A 23,441-nucleotide genomic window follows, 5' to 3' on the forward strand; every position below is an offset into this window, starting at 1 on the left:
GAACCGGCGTCGATCCCGGGCATTCTGTGAGATGGCTCCATCGGAGGACGACATGGGATTCGACCAGTATCACGAACCGCCTGAAGAACTGTCGCAGAAGGTGCGGACCTTTGCCCGCATGATTACCTCGCTGATCGAGGAGGCGGAAGCGATAGGCTGGTACGAACAGCGCATCTCGGTGGAGAAGGACCCGCAGGCCCGCTCCATCATGAAGAACGCGCAAGGCGAGGAGTTCAAGCATTTCGGCATGGATCTCGAATTCCTGTTGCGCCAGAAAAAGGATTGGCGGGCGGAACTGAAGGAAATCCTGTTCACCACCGGCGACATCGTCAAGGCCGGCGAGAGGGGTGAGAAGAAGGTGGATTGAGGCCTGATAGGTCGCGACTGATCTGGCTCTGCTTTCGGCCAGATCAATCGCTGTCGCGCGCCACAAGCTCCAGCGGCCAGACCTCGCGCATGATCCGCGGACCCCCCGGGCCGGCGAAGGCCGGGATCGAGGCCAGCAGCATTTCGGCGAGCCGCTGACCCATCGGCTCCAGGGCCGGGCGGAAGGCTGTCAGCGCCGGCGAGAAGTAACGGCAGAGCGGCGTGTCGACGATGACGGTCACCGCCATGTCGTGGCCTGGCCTGATCCCCATTTCGGCCAGCGCCTTGCAGCCGCCAAGCGCCATCGCGTCGTTGTTGAAGATGATAGCGGTCGGCGGATCCTTGGAGCGCATGACCTGCGGCGTCACCTCGTAGCCGCCGGCCTCGTTGATGAAACCGGACGCGATCAGCTCGGGGTCCACCTCGATGCCGTGCCGCCGCAAGGCCTTGCGATACCCGTCGAGGAACAGGTAGCTGAAATTGAGATCGAGCGACGGGCGGATGGCGGCAATGCGGCGGTGGCCGCGCGCCACCAGGCGGTCGACTGCGTCGGCACCGGCCTTTTCGAAATCGAGGTCGAGCGAAGGGTAGGACTTGGCCCCGGAGCGGCTGCGACCGAGCGTGGCGAACGGGAAGCCGGCCTGGGTGAGATAGTCGATGCGCTCGTCCTCCCGCCGCGTCCAGGCCAGCACCACGGCATCGGCGCGGCGCGTCTCGACGACACGGCGCAGGCGTTCCTGCTGGTAGTCGCCCGGCGCGCCCATGACCACGATCAGGTCGAGCCCGCTCTCGGCAAGTTTCGCCTGCAGCCCGATCAGGAACGGAATGAAGAACGGCTCGCCATATTGCTGGTCGCCCGGATGCGGCTGCAGCATGAAGGCGATCGAATGAGTGGCGCCCTGCCGAAGGCTGCGGCCGGACTGGTTCGGCGAATAGTTCAGCGTCCTGGCCGCCTCGAGCACGCGCTGGCGCGTGTCGGCGTTGACGTCGGCGCGGCCGTTGAGGGCGCGCGACACGGTGCCGATCGAAATGTTCAGGTGACGGGCAAGGTCATGAATGCTGGACGCCAAGTGACTGTTCTCCCCCTTGCTTGGCTAGCACCGGTAAGCGCTCAGGCCAAGGCGACAAGACAATTTTTTGCGAGCGGCCAATTGACATTCTACACCTTCGGGTGTGTTCTCGTAAACGTTTACGGAAAAACGTTTACGGCCATGCCGTGAATGCCGTGACGATCGGTCTGGAGGGACCGAGCGGAGGAGGAGTGCTGGATGATCAATGTCGTCCTGGCCGGCTGCGGAGCGATGAGCAAGCAGTGGCTCGATGCCGTGAGGCAGATCGATGGGCTTTCCGTTGTCGGCCTTGTCGACCTGGACGCCGACAGGGCGAGGGCGAGGGCGCGCGAATACGACCTCACCAGCGCCGTCATCGGCACCAGCCTCGATGTGGTGCTCGACCAGACCAGGCCCGACGCAGTGTTCGACGTGGTGGTTCCCGCCGCCCGGCGCGAGGTCGCGTTCTCGGCCTTTGCCCATCATTGCCATCTCCTGACGGAAAAGCCGCTCGCCGACAGCCCCGAGAATGCGCGCGCAATCGTCGAGGCCGCCCGCCGGGCCGGGCGTATCCATGCCGTCGTCCAGAACCGCCGCTACGTCGCCAATGTCAGGCGTATCCGGCGCTTTCTCTCTTCCGGCGCCATCGGTGCCGCGACCAGCATCCATGCCGACTTCTTCGTCGCGCCGCATTTCGGCGGTTTTCGCGAGGAGATGGCCCACGTCCTGCTGCTCGACATGGCGATCCACACATTCGACGCCGCCCGCTACATGGTGAATGGCGAGCCGGCCGGCGTCTATTGCCAGGAATGGGAGCCGGCGAGTTCCTGGTACCGGCAGGGATCATCGGCCAGCGCGGTCTTCGATCTCGGCGGCGGCAAGGTCTTCACCTATGCCGGCTCCTGGTGCGCCGCCGGCTTTCGCACCAGTTGGGAGAGCACATGGCGCATCGTCGCCGAGCGCGGCAGCCTGGTCTGGGACGGCAGTGACGAATTGAAGGCCGAGGTCGTCCTGCCAGCCCGTGAAGGCCTGTTCGACCGTACCGAGCCGATCGCCGTGCCGCCGCTCGATCCCGCCGACCGCGTCGGCGGCCATCTTGGCATCATTCAGGATTTCATGCGCGCGATCGAGACCGGTACCGAGCCGGAGACGCACGGCGCCGACAACATCAAGAGCCTGGCCATGGTCTTCGGCGCTATCGAAAGCGCCGAGACCGGGCGCCGGGTGACGATCTCTTCGCAGGAAGGACAATGATGCCAAACCCGCTTCTCGACATCAGGATCGGCACCATGGTGCGGGCCAATCTCGATGACCCGGCCGCCTATATCAAGGCGATCCTGCCGCTCGGTTTCGAGTGCATCCAGCCCTTCTTCTGGCAGACGCTGGGCGGCAAGGATCTGCCGCGGCTTGCCGGCCAGATCCGCGAGGCGATCGGCGATGCGGACGTCACGGTCTCCTCGATCGGCGTGTTCGGCAATCCGCTGGAGGGCGGCGACGTCGATCGCGGTGTGCTCCAGGCCTGGGAAACGGTGATCGACAACGCGCATCTGTTCGGCACCTCGATCGTCAGCGGCTTCACCGGCCGCCTCCGCGGCAAGCCGTTGCCCGACAGCCTGCCACGCTTCAAGGAAGTCTGGGGTCCGCTGGCCAGGCGCGCCGCCGACAAGGGCGTGCGCATCGCTTTCGAGAATTGCGCCATGGACGGCAACTGGGCTGGTGGAGACTGGAACATCGCCCACAATCCGGACGCCTGGGAGCTGATGTTCAATGAATTGCCAGACGACAATCTCGGCCTCGAATGGGAGCCCTGCCACCAACTCGTCTACCTGATCGATCCCTTGCCGCAGATCCGCAAATGGGCGCCGCGCATCTTCCATGTCCACGGCAAGGACGCGACGGTGCGCTGGGATGTGATCCGCGAACACGGCGTGTTCGGCCGGCTGCCGTTCGTGCAGATGCGCACGCCGGGCTTCGGCGACAGCGACTGGACGCGGGTGATCAGCGAACTGCGGCTGGCCGGCTACAAGGGCGCCATCGACATCGAAGGCTGGCACGATCCGGTCTATCGCAACGAGCTGGAGATCACCGGGCAGGTACGTGCCCTGGACTATCTGAAGCAATGCCGGGGAGGTGCCAGCTACCTGCCTAACCCGGTGTGAGAGCGAGCCGGCGGGAGGTGCCGGCTGGCCAAGATTGCGGCGCACTGCCGAAGCGATCGTCGAAAACCCCTCGGCCTGGCCAGGGAAAAAAGGGAGGATAAGTGCATGAGCATGACGATGAGAAGGACACTTCTGCGCTCGACGATCGTGGCCGCCGCCACGACGCTCGCCGCTGCGATCTCCACCTTGCCGGCGCAGGCGCTCGACGCCCAATGGTGCAAGGACGTCCACATCCGTTTCTTCGTCGGCGGCGCCGAGGGCGACGCCTTCGGCACCATCGTCTACAATGGCGCCAAGCAGGCGGCAGCCGATCTCGGACCAAAGGTCGATTACATCTTCTCCGGCTGGGACGTCGAAAAGATGGTGCAGCAATTGCGCGAGGCGGTCGCGGTCAAGCCAGGCGGCATCGCCATGATGGGCCACCCTGGCGACGCTGCGATCATGCCGCTGGCCGAACAGGCGCATAAGGATGGCATCAAGATGATGTACCAGAATGTGCCGGTGCCGACGGTGACGGCGGCGTTCGGCGGCGGCTATGTCGGCGCCCAGCAGGAGCAGCAGGGCCGCGCGCTCGGCGCCGAGGCGTTCAAGCTGGCCAAGCTCAAGGCCGGCGACAAGGCGATCATGATCGGCCCGTTCGAGAATGAGAGTCGGGGCGCGCGCGAGCGTGGGACAGTCGCCGCGCTGAAAGAGGCCGGCATCGATGTCATTCAAATCAATTCTCAAACCGAATGGGCAGCCGATCCGAATCTCGCGATCCCGTTGATCACCGCCGCGTTGCTCAACAATCCCGACGTCAAGGCGGTCGGCTATCCCGGCGGGCAGATGCTCGGCAATGTGCCGACATACATGCAGGCCGCAGGGAGGAAGGCCGGCGACATCTTCAACTTCGGCTTCGACACCAGCCCGCAGATCGTCGAGGCCTTCAAGGGCGGCTGGGTACAGCTGACGGCCGACCAGCAGCCGTTCCTGCAGGGCTATCTGCCGATCCTCAGCCTCTGCCAGCAGGTGGTGCTCGGTCTGGCGCCGATGAATGTCGACACCGGCGCCGGCTTCGTCACGGTTGAAAATTACGAGATCGTCGCCGAACTGGCCAAGCAGGCACTGCGCTGACCTCCCAAGCTGCCGGCCGGGGCTGAGCCCGGCCGGCAGGACCGCCGGCAGAGACGCCGGCAGCGACAACAGAGGTGAGGATCCGATGGCCGAACGCATCATCGAACTGCGCGATATCAGCAAGTCCTATGGCCAGGTCTATGCACTGGGCGGGGTCAATCTCAGCGTCGACCGTGGCGAAGTGGTTGGCCTGATCGGTGACAATGGCGCCGGCAAGTCGACCCTGATCAAGATCCTGTCCGGCGTGGTCAGGCCGACCAGCGGCGAGATCCTCGTGCGCGGCAAGGCGGTGACGGGATGGAGTGCGGCGCGTTCGCGCGACGCGGGCATCGAGACGGTGTTCCAGGACCGGGCGCTGGCCGTGCAGCAGACGATCGTGCGCAACATCTTCATGGGCCGAGAACTCACCGGCTTCCTCGGCTGGCTGAAGGTCAACAAGGAGATCGAGGAAGCCAGCCGGCTGATGCGCGAGATCGGCTTCACCTCGAAAGTGTTCACGCCGCAGTCGATCGTGGGTCAGCTATCGGGCGGCGAGCGCCAGGGCGTGGCGATCGCGCGCGCCATCTACAAGCAGGCGGAACTGATCATCCTCGACGAGCCAACGACGGCGCTGTCGCTGACCGAAACCGCCAAGGTCTTCCATTTTGTGCGCCAGGTGCGGGCGAGCGGCCGCTCGATCCTGTTCATCGGCCACAATATCCATCATGTCTTCGACATCGCCGACCGCTTCGTGGTGCTCGATCGCGGCAAGGTCGCGCTCACCGCCGACCGCAGCGAGGTCAAGTCGGCCGAGAACCTCATCAACTTCATGGAGGATGTCGCACACCCCGGCGGGTTGGCCGGGTTGCACGACACCGGCGACGCCGAGAGGGCAGTGCGATGAGCAAGACCATGGAACCCGATCTGCACGAGCCGTCCACCGCCATTCCCAGCCCACAGAAGGAGTGGAGACACCCATCCGATCAATGGCTGCGCGGCTTCATCCTCGACAATCGTGCTTCGCTCGGCACGCTCGGCGTGTTCATCGTCATGATGGCGGTGTTCATGATCGCCAACCCAACCGTGTTCACCACCTGGTATCTCTACAGTTCGGTGCTGACCACGCTGCCGGTCGCGCTGTTCGTGGTGGTGCCGCTGGTCTTCGTCGTTACCTGCGGCGAGATCGACCTGTCGTTTCCGGCGACGATGGGTTTTGCCTCATGGGTCTTCGCGCTGGTCGTGCAGGCCGGCTACGATCCGTTTCTCGGCATTGCCGCGGCGCTCGTCACCGGCATACTGCTCGGCTTCCTGGTGGGCTCCCTGGTGGTCTATGGCGGGCTGTCGTCGCTAATCGCCACGCTCGGCATGAATTTCCTGCTGCGCGGCCTGATCCAGATCATCAACGAAGGCAAGTCGATGGCGCTGACCAACCTTGCCAACAGCTGGGCCTATAAGATTTTCTCCAGCCAGGTTTATGGCATCCCGGTGCAGATATTCTGGGCCATCGCCTTCGTCGTATTGTCGGCGATGCTCTACAACCGCCACCGCTTCGGCGCGCAGGTGAGGGTGGTCGGCGACAATCCCGACAGCGCCCAGCAGATGGGCATCGACGTCAAGCGCGTGCGGGTGAAAGTGTTCGTCTTCGTAGGCATCGGCGCGGCGATCGCCGGCACCTTCTCGGTAATGATCAACTTCACCTGGTGGCCGACCGCCGGCGACGGCTATCTCTTGCCGGTGCTGGCATCGGTGTTCGTCGGCGGTACGCCGACCTGGGGCGGCATCGGCACCGTCGTCGGCGGCGCCATCGGTGCGGTCACCGTGTCGTTCATCCAGACCGGCGTCGTGGCGGCGGGCCTGAGCGGCTTCTACGTGCAGTTCTTCAACGGGCTGATCATCATCCTGTCGCTGCTCGGCCACAAATGGAACCAGGCGCGGTATCGGTGACGGGTGGAGATTTCTGGCTGGGGCGGTCGCTTGTAGGACAACGGGGCAAGCGGCCGTTCACACCGCTGCGACAAACCCGTCCAGCACGCGCTTCTGGCCGGCCTTGTCGAAGTCGATCGTCAGCTTGTTGCCTTCGATGGCGGAAATGTTGCCGTTGCCGAATTTCTGGTGGAAGACGCGATCTCCAACGCTGAAGGCGGATGGCGTATCCGAGACGGATTTCGCGACCAGCTCACCGTCGATGGTGCGGCCTTTGACGCTGGTGCGGCCGGCGCCGTAGCCGGAGTCGGTCTCGCCATAGCCGATGCGCTCGACCTGATGGCCGGAGCGCGAGCCCCAATTGCGGTCGGTCGCTTCGGTGCGGTTCTGTTGCGCGCGCTGCCAGCCCGGCGTCGCATAGGTGTTGGAGAAGGCACCGGATTTTTCGGTGTTGGCGCCGACATTGTCGAAGCGCGAGGCGCCATAGGGATTTTGCCGCCCCCCGCGACCGGAGGCGAATGAGCCCCCGCCATAGGAATTGCCATAGCCGCCGTAGGAATTGCCGCTCTCGGCGATATCGACATGGGCTTCCGGCAGCTCTTCTAGAAAGCGCGACGGGATGGTCGACTGCCACAGGCCGTGGATGCGTCGGTTGGAGACGAACCACAAATGCAGGTTCTTCTTGGCGCGGGTCAGGCCGACATAGGCGAGCCGGCGCTCTTCCTCCAGCCCGGAGCGGCCGCCCTCATCGAGCGCGCGCTGGTGCGGGAACAGGCCTTCCTCCCAGCCGGGCAGGAAGACGGTCTCGAATTCGAGGCCCTTGGCCGAATGCAGCGTCATGATGTTGACGGCGTCGAGCTCGGCATTCTGCTCGGCGTCCATGACCAGTGCCACATGCTCGAGGAAGGAGCGCAGCGACTCGTATTCCTCCATGGAGCGGATCAGCTCCTTCAAATTCTCCAGGCGGCCGGGCGCTTCGACCGAGCGGTCGTTCTTCCACATGTCGGTGTAACCGCTCTCTTCCAGAATGGTCTCGGCGAGTTCGGTGTGCGGCGTGGTCTCCAGCGCCTTCTGCCAGCGCTCGAAATTGGCCGCGACCTCGCGCAAGGCGGCGCGCGGCTTCGGCTTCAACTCGTCGCTTTCGGCGAGCTTGGCGGCGGCTTCCAGCATCGGCACGCGCAGCGCGCGCGCCGTGTCGTGGATCTGGCGGATGGTGGTTTCGCCCAGCCCGCGCTTCGGCACGTTGACGATGCGCTCGAAGGCGAGGTCGTCGGCACCTTGCGCGACGACGCGGAAGAAGGCCAGCGCATCGCGGATTTCCATGCGCTCGTAGAAGCGCGGACCGCCGATGACGCGGTAGTTGAGGCCGAGCGTGACAAAGCGGTCCTCGAACTCGCGCATCTGGAATGAGGCTCGGACCAGAATGGCCATGTCGTTGAGATTGTGCTTCTGGCGCTGGTAGGCCTCGATGGTCTCGCCGACGGCGCGGGCTTCCTCCTCGGAATCCCAAGCGGCGTGGACATGGACCTTGTCGTCCTCGGGCTCGTCGCGGTCGGTGAACAGCGTCTTGCCGAAGCGGCCCTCATTGTGGGCGATGAGGTGGGAGGCAGCCCCCAGGATATGCGCGGTGGAGCGGTAGTTGCGTTCCAGCCGGATGATGGTGGCGCCGGGAAAATCCTTGTCGAAGCGCAGGATGTTGTCGATCTCGGCGCCGCGCCAGCCATAGATGGATTGATCGTCGTCGCCGACGCAGCAGATGTTGACTTTGTTGTCGCTCACGGGCTGTTCCGCGCCTGCCGGCGCGGGCCCTCCGCGCGGGCCTCGCAACGGCTCGGACGGACGGTCGTCCTTGCGGCCTTCGGCCGATTGGAGACCGGTCGACGAAGATGGGCGCGACGCTTGCGGCCGCTGCGCCAGCAGGCGCAGCCACATGTATTGGGCGGTGTTGGTGTCCTGATACTCGTCGACGAGGATGTATTTGAAGCGCTTGTGGTATTCCTTCAGCACATCCGGATTGGCGCGGAAGATGCGGATCGGATGGCACAAAAGGTCGCCGAAGTCGCAGGCGTTCAGCGTCTGCAGCCGCGCCTGATAGGCCTTGTAGAGCTCGCGGCCCTTGCCGTTGGCGAAGGCGCGGGCGTCGCCCTCGGCGATGTCGGCCGGGCCTTGTCCCTTGTTCTTCCAGCCGTCGATCATCTGGGCGAACTGCTTGGCCGGCCAGCGCTTGTCGTCCAGGCCCTCGGCCTGGATCAACTGCTTGATCAGCCGCACGACATCGTCGGTGTCGAGGATGGTGAAGTCGGAGCGCAAACCGGCAAGCTCGGCGTGTCTGCGAAGCAGCTTCACTCCAATCGAGTGGAAGGTGCCCAGCCACGGCATGCCTTCGACATTGCCTTCGCCGATCAGGATGCCAATGCGCTGCTTCATTTCGCGCGCGGCCTTGTTGGTGAAGGTGACGGCGAGGATCTGCGAGGGGAAGGCTTTGCCGGTGGCGAGGATGTGGGCGATGCGCGTGGTCAGCACACGCGTCTTGCCGGTACCGGCGCCGGCCAGCACCAGAACCGGGCCCTCGGTGGTTTCCACCGCCAGCCTCTGCTCGGGGTTCAGCCCCTTCAGATAGTCCGGCGCATTGTTGTGGCCGCTGCGGGCAGCCATGGCGCGCGCGGCAATGCCCGACGGGGCAGTTGGCCGCGCATTGGGTTCATCGAAAAAGGGCATGTCTTCGGAAAAGCCGGACATCTCCCCCGAATGTAGTGATTCGGCGGCGAAAGGCCAGAAGTGTCTACGTTTTGTTCCGCTAAAGTGCCTGATATGGGCTGTTCAGGCCTTGCGATAACCGAGGGCGACGAAAAATCGATGTCCGAACGAGCGCGCCTCGTCCGTCATCACGGCGCCGAGAGCGACCTGCATCTGGTCGTAATAGTGGCTGCCGGCGGGCGATGTCAGGAAAATCTGGTAGAGCTTGAGATCGTCAAGGGGCAAATCCCGGTAGATGTAGGCCACCGATGCCATGACGTCCGTTTCGATGTCATGGCGAAGGCCTTCGGATCGCTGGCGCAGCAGGGCCATGATCTGGTCGTCGGGCAGGGGCTTGCCGGCCGCTCCAAGCATCTCGGAAAGCATGGCGTAGCCCATGTTCAAGGCCACGGCTTCTCCGGTGTCGACAGCGCTGAGATCGTCCACGAGCTTCTTGTACAGTGCGAGCCGAGTCGGATCCCTAGATGGAAGTTCGCCCAGGATCTTGGGACCTTCGATCGTCTTGCGTTGCCTTTCTTCCGGAGTTGACGCCTGGATTTCCAGTGCCGTGACTTGTTTACCGAGGGGCGACGCATAGAACGAGGCCAGGTCGGACAATTCACTGGCGGGCAGTTTGTCCGCCATTCGCGCTTCGATGGCTGCCTCCATCTTGTTCGCGTCAAAGGCGCCTTCCATGGCCGCCGCCAGGGCGTCCTGGACTTTTTGCGGCGGCGTTTCCGGCGCCGATTTCACGGCCGCGATGAAACCCGGGCCGATAGCCATCAGCATCTCGTGAAAGCCGTTCGCCTTGTTGATCTCATGCAGCGTCTGCGCAGGCGCAGCCACGGTGAGAGAGACAAGGCAACAGAGTGCAAGCATCAGGCGCGTCAGCGGCGGAACGAACGACGTCATTTGCTTGCTCCTGCGAGAGATGATGGAGACTGCTGGAAAACCCGACCGCAGGCAAGATGGATTGCCACCTTGGCGTGTGCGTCGCCTTGACAGGCGGGGCGGGCGGGAGAAAGCTGTGCGGAGGGCAGGAACGGGTGCATCGGGCTGTCCTTGGGCGTCGCAAAACGCAACAGTCGAAGGAGTATCATCTTGGCTGTCACCATCACCTCCCTCATCCTTTTTCTGATCGGTCTGGTGCTTGGCGGCGGCGGCATCCGCTTGGCTTCGCTGGGCGGCAGCTGGTACTATATTATCGTCGGCATCGCCTTCCTGATCGCCGCCTGGCTGCTCTACCGGCGCCGGTCCACCGCGCTGTGGCTCTACGCGGCGATCGTGATCGGCACGCTGGCCTGGGCGGTCTGGGAAACCGGCTTCGACTGGTGGGAACTCGGCCCGCGCGGCGGCATCATCGTGCTGGTTGCACTCTGGCTGCTGACGCCGTGGGCGCGGCGGGGGATTACCGGCCCTGACGCACGCGCGCCGCTGATCCTTGCCGTGCTGGCGTCGCTGGCGGTCGCCGGTTATTCAATGACAGCGGATCCGAAGGACATTGCCGGCGAGCTCGACACCGACAAGGTGATCCCCAATGCCAATCTCGGCAACGATGTGCCGGCCGGTGAGTGGCACTATTACGGACGCACGCAGTTTGGCCAACGCTATTCGCCGCTCGACCAGATCACGCCGGACAATGTCGCCAAGCTGCAGCCGGCCTGGACCTATCGCACCGGCGACGTGAAGGGGCCGGACGATATCAGCGAGACAACGTATCAGGTGACACCGCTGAAGATCGGCGACACGCTCTACATCTGCACGCCGCACAATTTCGCCATCGCGGTCGATGCGGTGACCGGCAAGGAGAAATGGCGCTACGATCCCAAGATCAAGCTCGACAAGGATCGCCAGCACCAGACCTGCCGCGGCGTGTCCTATTATGCCGATGCCGCAATCGCCGCCGGCCAGCCCTGTGCAACCCGCGTCTACCTGCCGACCTCGGATGCGCGGCTGATCGCGCTCGACGCCGCCAACGGGCAGGTCTGTCCGGCCTTCGCCGAGGGCGGCACGCTGAACCTGCTGACCAACATGCCCTATCCGAAGTCGGGCTATTACTATTCGACCTCGGCGCCGTTGGTATCGGGCGGCAAGATCATCGTCGGCGGCGCCGTCAACGACAATTATTCGACGCAGGAGCCGTCTGGCGTCATCCGCGCCTACGATGTCAACACCGGCGCCCTGGTGTGGAACTGGGATTCCGGCAATCCGGACCAGACGACGCCGCTGGGGGCGGGCCAGACCTATACCGCCAACTCGCCCAACATGTGGTCGACGCCCAGCGCCGACGAGAAGCTCGGCCTGCTCTACGTGCCGCTCGGCAACCAGACGCCGGACCAGCTCGGTGCCGGGCGCAGCGACAATGTCGAGAAGTTCTCGTCCTCGATCACCGCGCTCGACCTCAACACCGGGCAGTTGCGCTGGGTGCGGCAGACCGTGCACCACGACCTCTGGGACATGGACGTGCCGGCGCAGCCGAGCCTGATCGACATCACCAAGGCCGACGGCACGGTGGTGCCGGCGCTGGTCGGGCCGACCAAGCAGGGCGACCTCTATGTGCTTGACCGCCGCACCGGCGAGCCGGTGGTTGCGGTCAAGGAAGTGCCGGCGCCCGGCGGCGCCGTCGAGGGTGACCACAGCGCGCCAACGCAGCCAGCGTCGGACCTCTCCTTCAATCCGAAGCCGCTGACCGGCGCTGACATGTGGGGCATCACCATGTTCGACCAACTGGCGTGCCGGATCGAATTCCAGGGCCTGCGCTACGAAGGCCGTTACACGCCGCCGTCGGTGCAGGGGTCGCTAATCTATCCCGGCAATTTCGGCACCTTCAACTGGGGCGGCGTCGCGGTTGATCCGGTGCGGCAGGTACTATTCGGCATGCCGACCTATCTGGCTTTCAAGTCGCAGCTCATTCCGCGCGATCAGGTGCCGCCGCCGGATGAAGGGCGCGGCAGCGAGCAAGGGCTGAACCGCAACGAGGGCGCGCCCTATGCGGTGGTGATGGGACCGTTCCTGTCGCCGCTCGGCATTCCCTGCCAGGCGCCGCCCTGGGGCTATGTCGCGGGTGTGGATTTGCGGACCGGCACCATCGCCTACAAGCATCGCAACGGCACCGTCTACGACATGACGCCGCTGCCATTGCCACTGAAGGTCGGTGTGCCGGGCATTGGCGGACCGATGATCACCGCCGGCGGCGTCGCCTTCCTGGGTGCCGCGGTCGACGATTATCTGCGCGCCTATGACCTGACATCGGGCAAGCAGCTCTGGCAGGCACGACTGCCGGCCGGCGGGCAATCGACGCCGATGACCTACACCGTCGCCGACGGACGCCAATTCGTGGTCATCGTTGCCGGCGGCCATGGCTCGGTCGGCACAAAGCCGGGCGATTATGTGATGGCCTACGCGCTGCCGAAGTAGGGGAGACTACTGTCTTGACGGATCGACGCCTCAGCTGATCCCGAGATGGCTCTTCAGGCTGGGCACCGAGCCCAGCACCTCGTTCGTCAGGTCCGGGCCGGCGGCGGCTTCGGCTTGCTGGATCAGCGTCGCGCCCGCTTTCTGGATCTGCGCCATGTCGAGGCCGGATGCCTTCAGCGCCGCAATACCGTTGACCAATGCGCCGGCTTTCTCGCCGAGAACGCCGCCAAGCGCGCCCTGCAGCGAGGACAGAAAGCCGCCACCGCCGGCTGGGGCGGTGGCCATGACGTCATACTTCTGGGCCAACGCATCGGCGCCGGGGATCTTGGCGAAGAATGAGGAGGCGCTGGTGCCTTCCGCTTCGTGCTCGAGCACCGAGAAAATGGTGCCAACGACCTTTTCCGTCGTCGCCTGGTCGAGACCTGCCTTCTGCGAAACAGTGTTCACGATGTCCTGTACGTCCATGACTTCACCTCAACCCTGGGTTTTCGTGTTTGCCGGATGGCGCTGATGGCTGCGGACCTTGATCGTGGACCTTCGACTTGCGGCAACGATCGTCGCGCGCAACGCTGGAATGGCGGTCGCGGCAAACAGGAAGGCGGCTGCCAGGATTGGCGAGGGCATGGTCATCGGCGTCTTTCCTTTCCAGATAGGGCCTTTCAGATCAGGACCGTGACCGCGCCAAGGCGCGGCCGACGTCTGTCAGTGTCCCCCACTATTGTGGCAGCGCCATCAGGATTTGTGGCTGATGACCAAAACGTGATGATGCTGGAAGCCTCCAGGGCATTCGCGAGGGAGGACGAGGTGTCACCGAGCCGTGACTGGACGACAGGAGCCTCGCCCCTATCTTGCGAACGATGCCAAAGCGGATCGAAGGAGCGCGCCCATGACGAAACCAGCCATCACCCAGGCGATGATCGACGCCTATGATGAATACACCCATCTGACGCTCGACCGCCGCCGCTTCATGGAGCAACTGACCCGGCTTGCCGGATCGGGTGCTGCCGCGGCCGCGATCGCACCGCTTTTGGCGGCAAATTCGGCGCAAGCGGCAATCGTTGCCGACAACGATCCACGCGTGAAGGGCGAGGACATCACATATGCCGGCAGCAGCGGTGAGATGAAGGGCTATCTGGTCAAGCCTGCGAACCTGTCTGGCAAGCTCGGCACCGTCATCGTCATCCACGAGAACAGGGGGCTCAACCCGCATATTCGCGATGTGGCGCGGCGCGTGGCGCTGGAAGGGTTCGTGGCGCTGGCGCCGGATTTCCTGTCGCCGCTCGGCGGCACGCCTGATGACGAGGACAAGGCGCGCGACATGTTCACCAAACTGGATTCCGCGCAGACTGTCGCCAACGGGGTGGCAACGGTCGCTTTCCTCAAGGTCGAAGAGGACGGCAACGGCAAGGTCGGCGCCGTCGGCTTCTGCTGGGGCGGTGGCACGGCAAACATGTTGGCCGTCAACGCGCCCGATCTCAGCGCCTCCGTCGCCTATTACGGCATGCAGCCGAAGGCCGCCGATGTGTCGAAGATCAAGGCTGCACTGCTGCTGCACTATGCCGGGCTGGACGAGCGCACCAATGCCGGCATCGACGCCTTCAAGAAGGAGCTCGATGCCGCGCATGTCGAATACACGGTGTATGTCTATGAAGGCGCCAACCACGCCTTCAACAATGACACCTCGGCGGCGCGCTACGACAAGAAGGCGGCCGACCTCGCCTGGGGGCGCACGATCGCTTTCCTCAAGGAGAAGCTGGCGTAGAGCTTTTCATCGCGGTAACGCCGCGCCGCTCGGATTTGCCTTAGGGAAAGCGCTACGCGCTTTCCCGTGCTCCTTTTGGAGTCAGGCACCTGAGGACGCCCAGACGGTTTCGAAGGCCGGCGACAGCGTGAAGCCGGACGGCAGCACCGAAACGGGCGGCGGACGGCGCACGCCTTCCTGCAGATAGCGTAACGCGGAGGTCAGCCCGTTCATCGTGTAAGGTTTGGCAATCACGCCGATCGCGCCTGCGAAATGATCGGGAATACGTTTCGGGTTGGCGGTCATGAACACCACCATGGCGTTCTTCTTCTGGCCGATATACTCGGCCACTTCGACGCCGGTCGGCCCGTCGGTCAGATGAATGTCGACAAAGGCGATGTCGGCGGCCGTTGTATCCACCATGGTCCTTGCTTCGGTCAGGGAGGTCGCCCAGCCAACGACGCTGTGGCCGGCGTCCTCGACAAGGCCTTCCAGTTCCATTGCCAGCAGCGCTTCGTCTTCGACGATCAGGACCTTGAGCGGTTCAATCATGACAGATTCCCTTTTTGCTGCGGTTCGTTCGGCATCGAGATGATAACTTTGGTGCCGGGGCCGGCGTCGCGCCATTCGATGTCGGCGCGCAGCTGACGGGCCAGCGACTTGATCAGCCGCATGCCGAAAGACGCGTCGCCGCTGGCATCAGCCATGCCGACCCCATCATCGGACACCTCGATGTTGAAGTGGCCGTCAGGCTGGCTCATCTTGATGCCGATGCGCCCCGTCCTCGTGCCGTCAGGCTTTTCCTTGAAAGCATGTTTTAGCGCGTTGGTGACAAGCTCATTGACCATCAGGGCGACGGGAGTTGCCTTTTCAGCCGAAATGACGATGGGTTCGAGGTCGAGGGTCGACTTGATCTCCGAACGTCCCGAAGCCGTGAGCAGGTTGGATACGAGATCCCTGGCGAAATCCGAGACGTCGAACCGGCTAACGTCCTTCGACTGGTAGAGCCGGCGGTGGACGGTGCTCAGCGCCTCGATGCGCGCCAGCATGGTGGACAGCGACTGCTTGGTCGATTCGTCCTTGATGGTCCGGCTCTGCATGATGATCAGTGAGGAGATCATCTGCAGGTTGTTCTTCACTCGATGGTCGACCTCGTGCAGCAGGGTTGTCTGCGCCTCGAGTGCGGCTTCAAGCTCGCTGGTGCGTTCCTGTACTGCCTTCTCGAAGCGGTCCTTGTCCGCTTTTACGCGATGCTCCGAGCTCTTGCGGTCCGAGACGTCCAGTTGCGAGGCGAAAAAGAACTGCAATTCGCCTTTGTCGTTGGAAACCGGACTGATGTAGAGCGCATTCCAGAAGCTGGAACCGTCCTTGCGGTAGTTCAGAAGATCGACGGCGATGTCGGCTCGATCTTCGATCGCGGCGCGCACCTTGTCGACGGCGGCCTTGTCGGTCTTGGGTCCTTGCAGGAAACGGCAGTTCTTACCCATGACCTCGTCGCGCTCATAGCCGGTCAGGCGCAGGAACGCGTCATTTGCAAAGACGATCGGATTGTCCTGTTGCCGGGGATCGGTGATGATCATCGACATGCGCGTGGCGCGAATGGCGGCGGCGAACGGATCGCCCTTGCCGTGTTCTGCATGCAGATCGTCTGTCATGCGCCAGGCGTCAGCCGGTTCCCTGGTCCGTTTCCAGTCCATTTCTTTCCAACTCCAAGCCGTTTTCGTGGGGACCAACGGCTCAGGAGTGGAAATAGTTCAATCTTGAGCCGTTTTATCGCAGTCTGGCGACTCGCGGAGCTCAAGAGTTGTTGATTTAAGCCTTTGATAATAAACTGTTTTATTCAACTTTTCTGACGGCTGCGGGTTTATGCAAGGCAACGCCAGCGACGACCAAAATGATGCCGAAGCAGTCAATGAGGCTCGGAATCTGGCGCAAGACGATGACGCCGATCAGCGTCGCGGTGACCGGCAGCAGCGACAGCATCAGCGCAAAGCTCGCGCGCGGCAGCCGCGACATGGCGAGTTGGTCGCAGATGTAGGGAATGACCGACGAGCAGATGCCGACGCCGATGGCGGCGAGCAACAGCACTGGTGAGAAAAGGGCCGGCAGCGCGTCGGTGAGGCCGATCGGCAGCACGACGATGAAGGCAATGGCCATGGCTGCGCCGAGGCCGGCGATGCCGTCGCCTGCGCCTGAGCGGGCGACGCGGTGGCCGAGCACGATGTAGCCAACGAACAGCACCCCGTTGAGGAAGGCCCAGAACAGCCCGAGCGGATCGCTCGACCACTTGACGTCGATGAGCAGCAATGTGCCCATGACGGCAACGGCAAGGGCGGCAAGATTGCGCGGGCTCCTGAGGCCGATCAGCGCAATGCCGATGGTGCCGACGAATTCGATTGCCGCGACCAGCGAAATCGGCAAGCGGTCGAGCGCCAGGTAGAACGAACAGTTCATCACCGCCAGGCAGGCGCCGAAGGCCAGCAACAGCAGCCGCGTCGAGCGATCGGCGCGGGCGAAGGTTCGCCATGGACGGGTCACTGGCGCGAAGACCAGGGCTGCGGTGGCTATGCGCAGCCACGCCATGCCGAGCACGCCGACATGCGGAAACAGCAGCACGGCGAATGCCGGCCCGAGATAATGGAAGACGGCGCTGATGCCGAACCAGACATGTGGCGGCAGTCTCGTCGCCAGCCCGCTCTGCGCTTTGTCGGCAGGGGCAGGGTTTGCAGCAAGAGATTGCGTTTGATCATCCATCGGATCAGTATCGCAGGCGGTTCTGTCGATTTATATGGGTGATGATTGGCTCCTCTGGCTAGCTTTCGCCCGGAAGCAAGGAGATTTCCTTGAAACGCCTTCGAACTGAAAGTGCCGACCTCGATGCTGCGGATATGAAGATCCTGCGCCTGCTGGAGAAGGACGCGCGCATCAGCACGGCGGAGCTTGCACGCTCGGTCGGCCTGTCGGCGCCGAGTGTCGCCGAGCGCATCAAGCGGCTGCAGGAGAGCGGCGTCATCGAGGCCTATTCGGTCAGGATCAACCCTGCCGCACTTGGCCTGCCGCTATCGGCATGGCTGCGCATCCGTCCGGTGCCGGGGCAACTGGCAGTGGTGGCCGAGATCATCCGCGAGTTGCCGGAGATCGCGCAATGCGACCGGGTGACCGGTGAGGACTGTTTCATCGCGCTGGCGCATGTCGGCTCGGTGGCCGAGCTCGAACGGGTGATCGACCGCATCATTCCCTACGCGATGACCAACACGGCGATCATCCAGTCGTCACCAGTAGTGGCGCGCTCGCCGCTGGGAGCGGTGAAGCGCCAATCTTGAGGGCGAGGCCAGTCTTGAAGGCGAGGATGTCGGTCGAAGGCTCTAGGCGTGGCCGCGCTTCATGCGGGCCTGCTTCAGGATGGCGCGCCAGCGGATCATGTCGAACGGGATCGGCTCGTTGTTGTTGGCGATGTGGAAGATCTCGTTGTTGACGTTCTTGAGCGAGCGCCAGAAATCATAGTCGGTGATGCGCGGATCGGCTACGAGCCTGTCCACCTCGACCTTGATGTCGGTTTTCATGCACGTCCCTCGAACCGGCTTCGCCCGCCGCCGTATCGCAACCCATGAGCATCGTTCTCGACCGCTCCGCTGAGTCGTTCAATGGCTCAATTGGCTTGTTCCCGTTAAAACCTCGGTAAGGTTAACGTGGCCGTCGAGTCGCTTCAAGCGGTCTTGCGGCGAATCCCGATCGAACGGCCGGCGCGCTCCGGCATCGGCAGTGCCGAATGGGCGGCGCGCATGGCTTCGACCTTGGCAAGCACATCGGCGGGAAAGGGCGCCACCTTCGGCCCGGACATGTCGACATGTAGTGAAAGCGATTCCGACGTGGCAGCCAGCCAGCCATCGACGTGGCGGATTTCCTGGTAGACCCGAAGCCGCTTGTCGTCATGGTCGATCAGCTGGAAGGTGACAGTGACCTTGTGCTCGAGATGCAGCTCCTGCACGTAGCAGACATGGACTTCCGCCGTGTAGATGGTGAGGCGGCGGTCCCTGGCGTAATTCGGCCCCATGCCCATTGCCTCGAAGGCGTCGTCCGAGCAGCGGTCGAACAGCACGTTGTAATAGGCCATGTTGAGATGGCCGTTGTAGTCGATCCAGTCCTTCTCGATGTCCATGGGTTGGGAGACGAAGGGGGCGGGGATAGGCATCGAAACTTCCTTGTTCTGGTGCTGGACAGACTGTTGCCGGTGAGACTAGATCGGTTCATCGTTTCACGGAAACGCCGAACTGCTCTATCTCCTTGTTTGATGCAATTCCGATGGAAAGCCGCTCCACGCCTTTCCTGGAATTGCCGAGCGCATCATCCATAGATGCACAACAAGGGTGCGCGCTGGTCCATTCGCGGAGGAATTCATGGCTCTGAGCGACCTCAATCCGGTCGAACGCAACGAGGAAGGCATCGCGGCGGTGCTCGGCATCCTCAAGCAACGGCTCGGCGAGCGCTTCCAGACCGGCCAGGCCATTCGTTCACAGCACGCGCACACCACCACCTATATCCCGACGCAGGCGCCGGATGGTGTCGCCTTCCCGGAGACGACGGCCGAGTTGCAGGAGATCGTGCGCGCCTGCGCCGTGTATCGGGTGCCGGTGATCGCCTTCGGCGTCGGCTCATCGCTCGAAGGCCACACCAATGCGCCGGGCGGCGGCATCTCGGTCGATACGTCGCGGATGAACCGTATCCTGGCGGTCAATCCGCAGGATCTCGACTGCACGGTCGAAGCCGGCGTCACCCGCGAGGACTTGAACCGGCATCTACGCGACACCGGCCTGTTCTTTCCGATCGATCCAGGCGCCAATGCCTCGCTCGGCGGCATGGCGGCAACGCGGGCGTCCGGCACCAATGCGGTGCGCTACGGCACGATGCGCGATAACGTGCTGTCGCTGACCGCCGTCATGGCCGACGGCGAGACGGTTACGACCGGCAAGCGCGCGAAAAAGAGCGCGGCCGGCTACGATTTGACGCGATTGCTGGTCGGCTCGGAAGGCACGCTTGGCATCATCACGTCGCTGACACTGAAGCTGCAAGGCATTCCACAAGCGATCTCCGGCGGCGTTTGTCCCTTTCCGAGCGTCGAGGCGGCCTGCAACACGGTCATCGCGACGATCCAGATGGGCATTCCGGTGGCGCGCATCGAACTGGTCAATGCACTGCAGATGCGGGCGATGAAGAATTATTCGAAGCTTGATTACCCTGAAAGCCCGTGCCTGTTCGTCGAATTCCACGGCAGCGACGCCGGCGTTGCCGAGCAGGCCGAGACTTTCGGCATGATCGCCGAAGAGAATGGCGGCGGGCCGTTCCTGTGGACCAGTGTCGCCGAAGAGCGGACGAAACTGTGGAAGGCGAGGCACGACGCCTACTGGTCGTCGCTGACGCTGCGGCCGGGCGCCAAGGGCCTGTCGACCGATGTCTGCGTGCCGATCTCGCGCTTTGCCGAATGTGTCACCGAGACCGAAGCCGACATCGCCGAGATGGGGCTGATTGCGCCGATCGTCGGCCATGCCGGCGACGGCAATTTTCACGTTCTGGTGCTGATGGACGTCGACGATCCCAAGGAGATCGCGCTGTCGGAAAAGTTCGTCGCGCGGCTCAACATGCGGGCTATCGCCATGGACGGCACCTGCACCGGGGAGCACGGCATCGGCCAGGGCAAGGTCGGCTTCCTGCGCCATGAACTCGGCCACGGCGTCGACATCATGCGCACCATCAAGCAGGCGCTCGATCCGCTTGATATCATGAACCCGGGCAAGATATTGCCTGGAAATTAGGGCGCGGACTTACTAACGCTTAGTTGGCTCGACCCGGTCGCGAATGACCCAAAACAGATATCCCGCGCTGACTGGAAGCTTGCGCTGAACCACTCGTTGGGGACATTGGTCACCAGCCGGGATCTCGGCCTTCAAGATCATCGTCCGGGACGATCGGCGGTTGGCGACGAAGACCGGTGTATGGGTCCAGGTAGGCCATTTTGAATGCGTCGCCCATCACCCCGCATATGGCGTTGAGAGTTGCGCCGATTGCAAGCCTCGGAAAGCCTAGCCGAGGCAGCTTAAGGCGTCGGATGCTAATCAGGGCGGTGGTGGAGATGTCGGCCATTGTGTCCTCCAGTGACGGTGAGAATGACACCGTGTCCCACTCAGGTCCTTGGCTCGGACCTGAAAGGTTCTGAACTACCCTGAAGTTCGCCTTCAGGACCGTCTTGGGTTATCGTTGCCCTCGAGGGACGGGTTCTTTTGCAAATGGACTTGGAGTTTGGGAATTATCGTCTGAAGCGCGCCGAACGGCTTCTGCTGGGTCCCAAGGGGCCGATGGAGCTGTCGACGCGGTCCTTCGACATCCTCGCCACGTTGCTGGAGAGGCCGGACGAGGTGATCGGCAAGACCGAACTCTTCGATGCTGTCTGGCCCGGCGTGGTGGTGGAGGAGAATACGCTGCAGGTCCATATTTCGGCGCTGCGAAAACTGCTGCCCCCCGAGATGATCGTAACCGTGCATGGTCGCGGCTATAAATATGCTGGTCCCAAGCCCTTTGTGGCTATCGCAGAGGCTACAGCGCCGGCCAGAGCGTCCATCGCCGTCCTTCCCTTCGACAACATGAGCGGCGACCGGGAGCAGGGCTATTTCAGCGACGGGATAACCGAAGACATCATCACCGAGCTTGGCAAGTTCAGGGAGTTCCTGGTCATTGCGCGGAACTCTTCCTTCCAGTTCCGCGGCAAGGCGAATGACGTGGCCGAGGTGGCGAAGAGACTTGGCGTCCAGTATGTCGTCGAAGGCAGCGTGCGGAAGATCGGCAACCGGGTGCGGGTCACCGTGCAACTGATCGACGCATCTTCAACAGCTCACATCTGGGGCGAGCACTACGACCGCGAACTCGATGACATTTTCGCCATCCAGGATGAAATCACCCAGATGATTGCAGCCCGCCTGGCCCGGCAGGCCAGAACCGCGATTGCATCGCGCGCCAGGGCCCGGCCGACGGACAACATGTCGGCCTATGAGTTTTACCTGCGGGCGCTGCAATTGGCGGCCGTCTATGACGCCGCGCACGAAGCGGAACCGTTTCTGCGCCATGCGGTAAAGCTCGATCCGCGGTTTGCTGCTGCCCACGCCATGCTCGGCGTTGTCGAGACCCTCAAATTCTTCTGGGTCTACTACAATTCAGATTATCTGCATTCCGCACTGGAGATGGCAAAAACCGCGTTGCAACTCGACCCCGACGGGGCGTACGGCCATCTCGCGACCGGCTTTGCTCTCTTGTACTTGCGCCAATTCAGGCAGGCTGAAATCAGTCTTGACCGTGCGGTTGCCCTGAATCCGAACGACCCGTTCATTCTCAGCATCCGTGCCCTTTTCCTCAATTACACGGACAGGCCGGATGAGGCGCTTGTTGAAATAAACCAAGCCCAGCGCCGCGACCCATACGCCGTGGGATGGTATGAAGACTTTCGCGGCATCATACTGACCACTGCTGGACGATATCGCGAGGCAACGGCCTGCTACGCGAAAATGGCGAGCGTACCGCGGTGGTCGCTCGTTCGTCTTGTCGTCTGCCATTGCGAACTCGGCGAAATCGAGCAAGCGCAAGACGTCCTGGCAAAAGTCAAGGCACATTACCCTGGACTAAGACTTGACGAGATAGTCGATGCGGAATTGGATTTCTTTGAGGATCCCGCTGTGTGCAGCCGTTATCGCGCGATCCTGGAGCGTGTCGACAGGCAAGAATAAGCGTCTCCCAAGCCGCAGCCCGCTGTGAGCTGTGAGTGCCCATAGACCCGTCTTAAGACAACGCGCCGCCTCGGACGGCCCTGCCTTCAACTCGCGCACCGCGCGCACGGGAATGCGGTCGGTGGCAAACCAGAGACGGCGGACTACCGTGCGGCCGCAGGCTTCTCCTGCGCGCCCTGAACAAGCGTTTGCAGCATGGGGCGGGTTGGCGCGAAGAACGTCGTGCCGGTGTGCGGCGTGGAGAAATCGAGCAGCCGGTCGTAAGCGCCCGGCGGGTCACCGATGTACATTCGCTGCAGCATCTTCTCGATCACCCAGAGATACCTGGTGTAGCCGATAAAATAGGTTCCGAATTCTCGTCGCCCCGGCTGGCCGAAAGGCATGTTGTCGCGCAGGATGTCATATTCGTTGCCATCGGCATCCTCGATGGTGGCCAGCGACTTGTGCGATTTGCGCGGCGCGGCGTCATCATCGATTTCGATGTTGTCGATCTTGGTGCGGCCGATGATCTCTTCTTGGAGGGGCGTTGGCGTTCGCGCCCACGCATTGAGATCGTGCAGATATTTCTGAACGACGACATAGCTGCCGCCGGCGAAGTCGGCATCTTCATCGCCGACGAGCGCCGAGGCAGGCAGATCGAGGCCGGTCGGGTTGGCCGTGCCGTCGACAAAGCCGAGCAGGTCACGCGCATCGAAATAGCGGAAGCCCGAGACCTCGTCGACGACCGTCACGCCGTCGCCAAGGCTGTCGAGCAGAATGCGCTCGAACTGTCGGGGCGTTCGGACCGGATGTGGAAGAGAAGGTCGCCCGCTGTCGACGGCGCCGAATGAACCGCGCCCTTGATCGGCGCAAACGATCTCAGCTCCAGCGGCCGCCGGTCTGGAGAGAGACGATCCCAGAGCTCACGGCCGATGCCGGCAATGCAGGACAGGTGGCCGGACAGGTCACGGAATCCGACAGTCTTGACGAGATCGTCAAGCCCGCCGAGCACGGCCGCGACCTTGGCCAGAGCGCTTTGCTCGCCGGCGACGGTGACGACAAGAAAGACCGCCGACAACGACAGTGGAGCATCGACGCTCTGCGCATCGATCGGCACGCGGTCCCAGTTCTTCCCTGACATCCGAAAAATCTCCGCTTTTCCAGGATTTGTTTCAGATCATCCGACTTCACGCAACTGCGGATGAGACAT

The 23,441-nt window shown here is 63.0% G+C and carries 22 protein-coding genes and 1 pseudogene; 11 read left to right on the forward strand and 12 right to left on the reverse strand.

What is annotated here, in order from left to right; all coding sequences use genetic code 11:
• Window positions 1-52: 52 nt before the first annotated feature.
• A complete protein-coding gene (locus AC1DYW_RS17150; protein WP_477227007.1) occupies window positions 53-367 on the forward strand; it encodes a ferritin family protein in 315 nt (104 codons plus the stop codon).
• Window positions 368-410: 43 nt separating this feature from the next.
• On the opposite strand, the gene AC1DYW_RS17155 is transcribed toward AC1DYW_RS17150, so the two are convergent.
• Entirely contained in the window at window positions 411-1,436 is a 1,026-nt protein-coding gene (locus tag AC1DYW_RS17155; RefSeq protein WP_477227008.1) for a LacI family DNA-binding transcriptional regulator, read from the reverse strand.
• A 198-nt stretch (window positions 1,437-1,634) separates the two neighbouring features.
• Here AC1DYW_RS17155 and AC1DYW_RS17160 point away from each other — a divergent pair, with 198 nt between their 5' ends.
• The 5 genes from AC1DYW_RS17160 (at window position 1,635) to AC1DYW_RS17180 (ending at window position 6,610) form a co-directional block, all read left to right on the forward strand.
• On the forward strand, window positions 1,635-2,669 hold the full coding sequence (locus AC1DYW_RS17160) for a Gfo/Idh/MocA family protein (RefSeq protein WP_477227009.1): 1,035 nt from the start codon (window positions 1,635-1,637) through the stop codon (window positions 2,667-2,669).
• Window positions 2,666-3,574 (forward strand): sugar phosphate isomerase/epimerase family protein, encoded by a 909-nt coding sequence (locus AC1DYW_RS17165; protein ID WP_477227010.1) that lies wholly within the window; start codon window positions 2,666-2,668, stop codon window positions 3,572-3,574. Before AC1DYW_RS17160 ends, AC1DYW_RS17165 begins: the two co-directional genes overlap by 4 nt.
• A gap of 105 nt (window positions 3,575-3,679) precedes the next feature.
• A complete protein-coding gene (locus AC1DYW_RS17170) occupies window positions 3,680-4,687 on the forward strand; it encodes a substrate-binding domain-containing protein (protein WP_095087028.1) in 1,008 nt (335 codons plus the stop codon).
• 85 nt (window positions 4,688-4,772) lie between these two features.
• Complete coding sequence (locus AC1DYW_RS17175; protein WP_477227011.1) at window positions 4,773-5,570, forward strand: ATP-binding cassette domain-containing protein; 798 nt, start codon at window positions 4,773-4,775, stop codon at window positions 5,568-5,570.
• Window positions 5,567-6,610 (forward strand): ABC transporter permease, encoded by a 1,044-nt coding sequence (locus AC1DYW_RS17180; protein ID WP_477227012.1) that lies wholly within the window; start codon window positions 5,567-5,569, stop codon window positions 6,608-6,610. Before AC1DYW_RS17175 ends, AC1DYW_RS17180 begins: the two co-directional genes overlap by 4 nt.
• A 57-nt stretch (window positions 6,611-6,667) precedes the next feature.
• Here the strand turns inward: AC1DYW_RS17180 and AC1DYW_RS17185 are convergent, their stop codons facing one another.
• The gene (locus tag AC1DYW_RS17185; RefSeq protein ID WP_477227013.1) at window positions 6,668-9,328 is read right to left on the reverse strand and encodes an ATP-dependent helicase; all 2,661 of its coding nucleotides are present in this window, start codon (window positions 9,326-9,328) and stop codon (window positions 6,668-6,670) included.
• An 81-nt stretch (window positions 9,329-9,409) separates the two neighbouring features.
• Window positions 9,410-10,237, reverse strand: coding sequence for a DUF2059 domain-containing protein (locus AC1DYW_RS17190; RefSeq protein WP_477227014.1), 828 nt, complete (start codon window positions 10,235-10,237; stop codon window positions 9,410-9,412).
• 189 nt (window positions 10,238-10,426) lie between these two features.
• On the opposite strand from AC1DYW_RS17190, the gene AC1DYW_RS17195 reads away from it, so the two are divergent.
• A complete protein-coding gene (locus AC1DYW_RS17195; RefSeq protein WP_477227015.1) occupies window positions 10,427-12,742 on the forward strand; it encodes a glucose/quinate/shikimate family membrane-bound PQQ-dependent dehydrogenase in 2,316 nt (771 codons plus the stop codon).
• Window positions 12,743-12,772: 30 nt separating this feature from the next.
• On the opposite strand, the gene AC1DYW_RS17200 is transcribed toward AC1DYW_RS17195, so the two are convergent.
• Window positions 12,773-13,207 (reverse strand): hypothetical protein, encoded by a 435-nt coding sequence (locus AC1DYW_RS17200; protein ID WP_457151975.1) that lies wholly within the window; start codon window positions 13,205-13,207, stop codon window positions 12,773-12,775.
• A 9-nt stretch (window positions 13,208-13,216) separates the two neighbouring features.
• Complete coding sequence (locus tag AC1DYW_RS17205; RefSeq protein ID WP_477227016.1) at window positions 13,217-13,372, reverse strand: hypothetical protein; 156 nt, start codon at window positions 13,370-13,372, stop codon at window positions 13,217-13,219.
• 256 nt (window positions 13,373-13,628) lie between these two features.
• On the opposite strand from AC1DYW_RS17205, the gene AC1DYW_RS17210 reads away from it, so the two are divergent.
• Window positions 13,629-14,504: a dienelactone hydrolase family protein gene (locus tag AC1DYW_RS17210; RefSeq protein ID WP_477227017.1), complete on the forward strand. Its 876-nt coding sequence runs from the start codon at window positions 13,629-13,631 to the stop codon at window positions 14,502-14,504.
• Between the two features lie 81 nt (window positions 14,505-14,585).
• Here AC1DYW_RS17210 and AC1DYW_RS17215 read toward each other — a convergent pair whose 3' ends face one another.
• The 3 genes from AC1DYW_RS17215 to AC1DYW_RS17225 form a co-directional block, all read right to left on the reverse strand.
• The gene (locus AC1DYW_RS17215) at window positions 14,586-15,035 is read right to left on the reverse strand and encodes a response regulator (protein WP_095087049.1); all 450 of its coding nucleotides are present in this window, start codon (window positions 15,033-15,035) and stop codon (window positions 14,586-14,588) included.
• Window positions 15,032-16,180 carry a histidine kinase dimerization/phosphoacceptor domain -containing protein gene (locus tag AC1DYW_RS17220; protein WP_477227018.1) on the reverse strand — a complete coding sequence of 383 codons (1,149 nt, stop codon included), beginning with the start codon at window positions 16,178-16,180 and terminating at the stop codon, window positions 15,032-15,034. Before AC1DYW_RS17220 ends, AC1DYW_RS17215 begins: the two co-directional genes overlap by 4 nt.
• A gap of 139 nt (window positions 16,181-16,319) precedes the next feature.
• Window positions 16,320-17,237: an EamA family transporter gene (locus AC1DYW_RS17225; protein WP_477227019.1), complete on the reverse strand. Its 918-nt coding sequence runs from the start codon at window positions 17,235-17,237 to the stop codon at window positions 16,320-16,322.
• An 89-nt stretch (window positions 17,238-17,326) separates the two neighbouring features.
• Here AC1DYW_RS17225 and AC1DYW_RS17230 point away from each other — a divergent pair, with 89 nt between their 5' ends.
• Window positions 17,327-17,806: an Lrp/AsnC family transcriptional regulator gene (locus tag AC1DYW_RS17230; protein WP_477227020.1), complete on the forward strand. Its 480-nt coding sequence runs from the start codon at window positions 17,327-17,329 to the stop codon at window positions 17,804-17,806.
• Between the two features lie 42 nt (window positions 17,807-17,848).
• Here the strand turns inward: AC1DYW_RS17230 and AC1DYW_RS17235 are convergent, their stop codons facing one another.
• Window positions 17,849-18,046, reverse strand: a complete 198-nt coding sequence (locus AC1DYW_RS17235) for a hypothetical protein (protein ID WP_095087062.1) — start codon at window positions 18,044-18,046, stop codon at window positions 17,849-17,851.
• 143 nt (window positions 18,047-18,189) lie between these two features.
• On the reverse strand, window positions 18,190-18,675 hold the full coding sequence (locus AC1DYW_RS17240; RefSeq protein ID WP_095087065.1) for a thioesterase family protein: 486 nt from the start codon (window positions 18,673-18,675) through the stop codon (window positions 18,190-18,192).
• Between the two features lie 205 nt (window positions 18,676-18,880).
• Between AC1DYW_RS17240 and AC1DYW_RS17245 the strand changes: the two genes are divergently transcribed.
• A complete protein-coding gene (locus AC1DYW_RS17245; protein WP_477227021.1) occupies window positions 18,881-20,293 on the forward strand; it encodes an FAD-binding oxidoreductase in 1,413 nt (470 codons plus the stop codon).
• A gap of 109 nt (window positions 20,294-20,402) precedes the next feature.
• On the opposite strand, the gene AC1DYW_RS17250 is transcribed toward AC1DYW_RS17245, so the two are convergent.
• Window positions 20,403-20,621, reverse strand: a complete 219-nt coding sequence (locus AC1DYW_RS17250) for a hypothetical protein (protein WP_477227022.1) — start codon at window positions 20,619-20,621, stop codon at window positions 20,403-20,405.
• A gap of 143 nt (window positions 20,622-20,764) precedes the next feature.
• Here AC1DYW_RS17250 and AC1DYW_RS17255 point away from each other — a divergent pair, with 143 nt between their 5' ends.
• On the forward strand, window positions 20,765-22,252 hold the full coding sequence (locus tag AC1DYW_RS17255; protein ID WP_477227023.1) for a winged helix-turn-helix domain-containing tetratricopeptide repeat protein: 1,488 nt from the start codon (window positions 20,765-20,767) through the stop codon (window positions 22,250-22,252).
• 143 nt (window positions 22,253-22,395) lie between these two features.
• On the opposite strand, the pseudogene AC1DYW_RS17260 reads toward AC1DYW_RS17255, so the two are convergent.
• Window positions 22,396-23,372: pseudogene (locus tag AC1DYW_RS17260) on the reverse strand (Dyp-type peroxidase).
• Window positions 23,373-23,441 lie beyond the last annotated feature (69 nt).

The sequence above is a fragment of the Mesorhizobium sp. P2_D5 genome (assembly GCF_056404355.1).

Coding starts and splice junctions, on each gene's coding strand:
- AC1DYW_RS17150 (WP_477227007.1), top strand. CDS start 53: ATGGGATTCGACCAGTATCACGAACCGCCTGAAGAACTGTCGCAGAAG.
- AC1DYW_RS17160 (WP_477227009.1), top strand. CDS start 1,635: ATGATCAATGTCGTCCTGGCCGGCTGCGGAGCGATGAGCAAGCAGTGG.
- AC1DYW_RS17165 (WP_477227010.1), top strand. CDS start 2,666: ATGATGCCAAACCCGCTTCTCGACATCAGGATCGGCACCATGGTGCGG.
- AC1DYW_RS17170 (WP_095087028.1), top strand. CDS start 3,680: ATGAGCATGACGATGAGAAGGACACTTCTGCGCTCGACGATCGTGGCC.
- AC1DYW_RS17175 (WP_477227011.1), top strand. CDS start 4,773: ATGGCCGAACGCATCATCGAACTGCGCGATATCAGCAAGTCCTATGGC.
- AC1DYW_RS17180 (WP_477227012.1), top strand. CDS start 5,567: ATGAGCAAGACCATGGAACCCGATCTGCACGAGCCGTCCACCGCCATT.
- AC1DYW_RS17185 (WP_477227013.1), bottom strand. CDS start 9,328: ATGTCCGGCTTTTCCGAAGACATGCCCTTTTTCGATGAACCCAATGCG.
- AC1DYW_RS17190 (WP_477227014.1), bottom strand. CDS start 10,237: ATGACGTCGTTCGTTCCGCCGCTGACGCGCCTGATGCTTGCACTCTGT.
- AC1DYW_RS17200 (WP_457151975.1), bottom strand. CDS start 13,207: ATGGACGTACAGGACATCGTGAACACTGTTTCGCAGAAGGCAGGTCTC.
- AC1DYW_RS17205 (WP_477227016.1), bottom strand. CDS start 13,372: ATGACCATGCCCTCGCCAATCCTGGCAGCCGCCTTCCTGTTTGCCGCG.
- AC1DYW_RS17210 (WP_477227017.1), top strand. CDS start 13,629: ATGACGAAACCAGCCATCACCCAGGCGATGATCGACGCCTATGATGAA.
- AC1DYW_RS17215 (WP_095087049.1), bottom strand. CDS start 15,035: ATGATTGAACCGCTCAAGGTCCTGATCGTCGAAGACGAAGCGCTGCTG.
- AC1DYW_RS17220 (WP_477227018.1), bottom strand. CDS start 16,180: ATGGACTGGAAACGGACCAGGGAACCGGCTGACGCCTGGCGCATGACA.
- AC1DYW_RS17225 (WP_477227019.1), bottom strand. CDS start 17,237: ATGGATGATCAAACGCAATCTCTTGCTGCAAACCCTGCCCCTGCCGAC.
- AC1DYW_RS17235 (WP_095087062.1), bottom strand. CDS start 18,046: ATGAAAACCGACATCAAGGTCGAGGTGGACAGGCTCGTAGCCGATCCG.
- AC1DYW_RS17240 (WP_095087065.1), bottom strand. CDS start 18,675: ATGCCTATCCCCGCCCCCTTCGTCTCCCAACCCATGGACATCGAGAAG.
- AC1DYW_RS17245 (WP_477227021.1), top strand. CDS start 18,881: ATGGCTCTGAGCGACCTCAATCCGGTCGAACGCAACGAGGAAGGCATC.
- AC1DYW_RS17250 (WP_477227022.1), bottom strand. CDS start 20,621: ATGGCCGACATCTCCACCACCGCCCTGATTAGCATCCGACGCCTTAAG.
- AC1DYW_RS17255 (WP_477227023.1), top strand. CDS start 20,765: ATGGACTTGGAGTTTGGGAATTATCGTCTGAAGCGCGCCGAACGGCTT.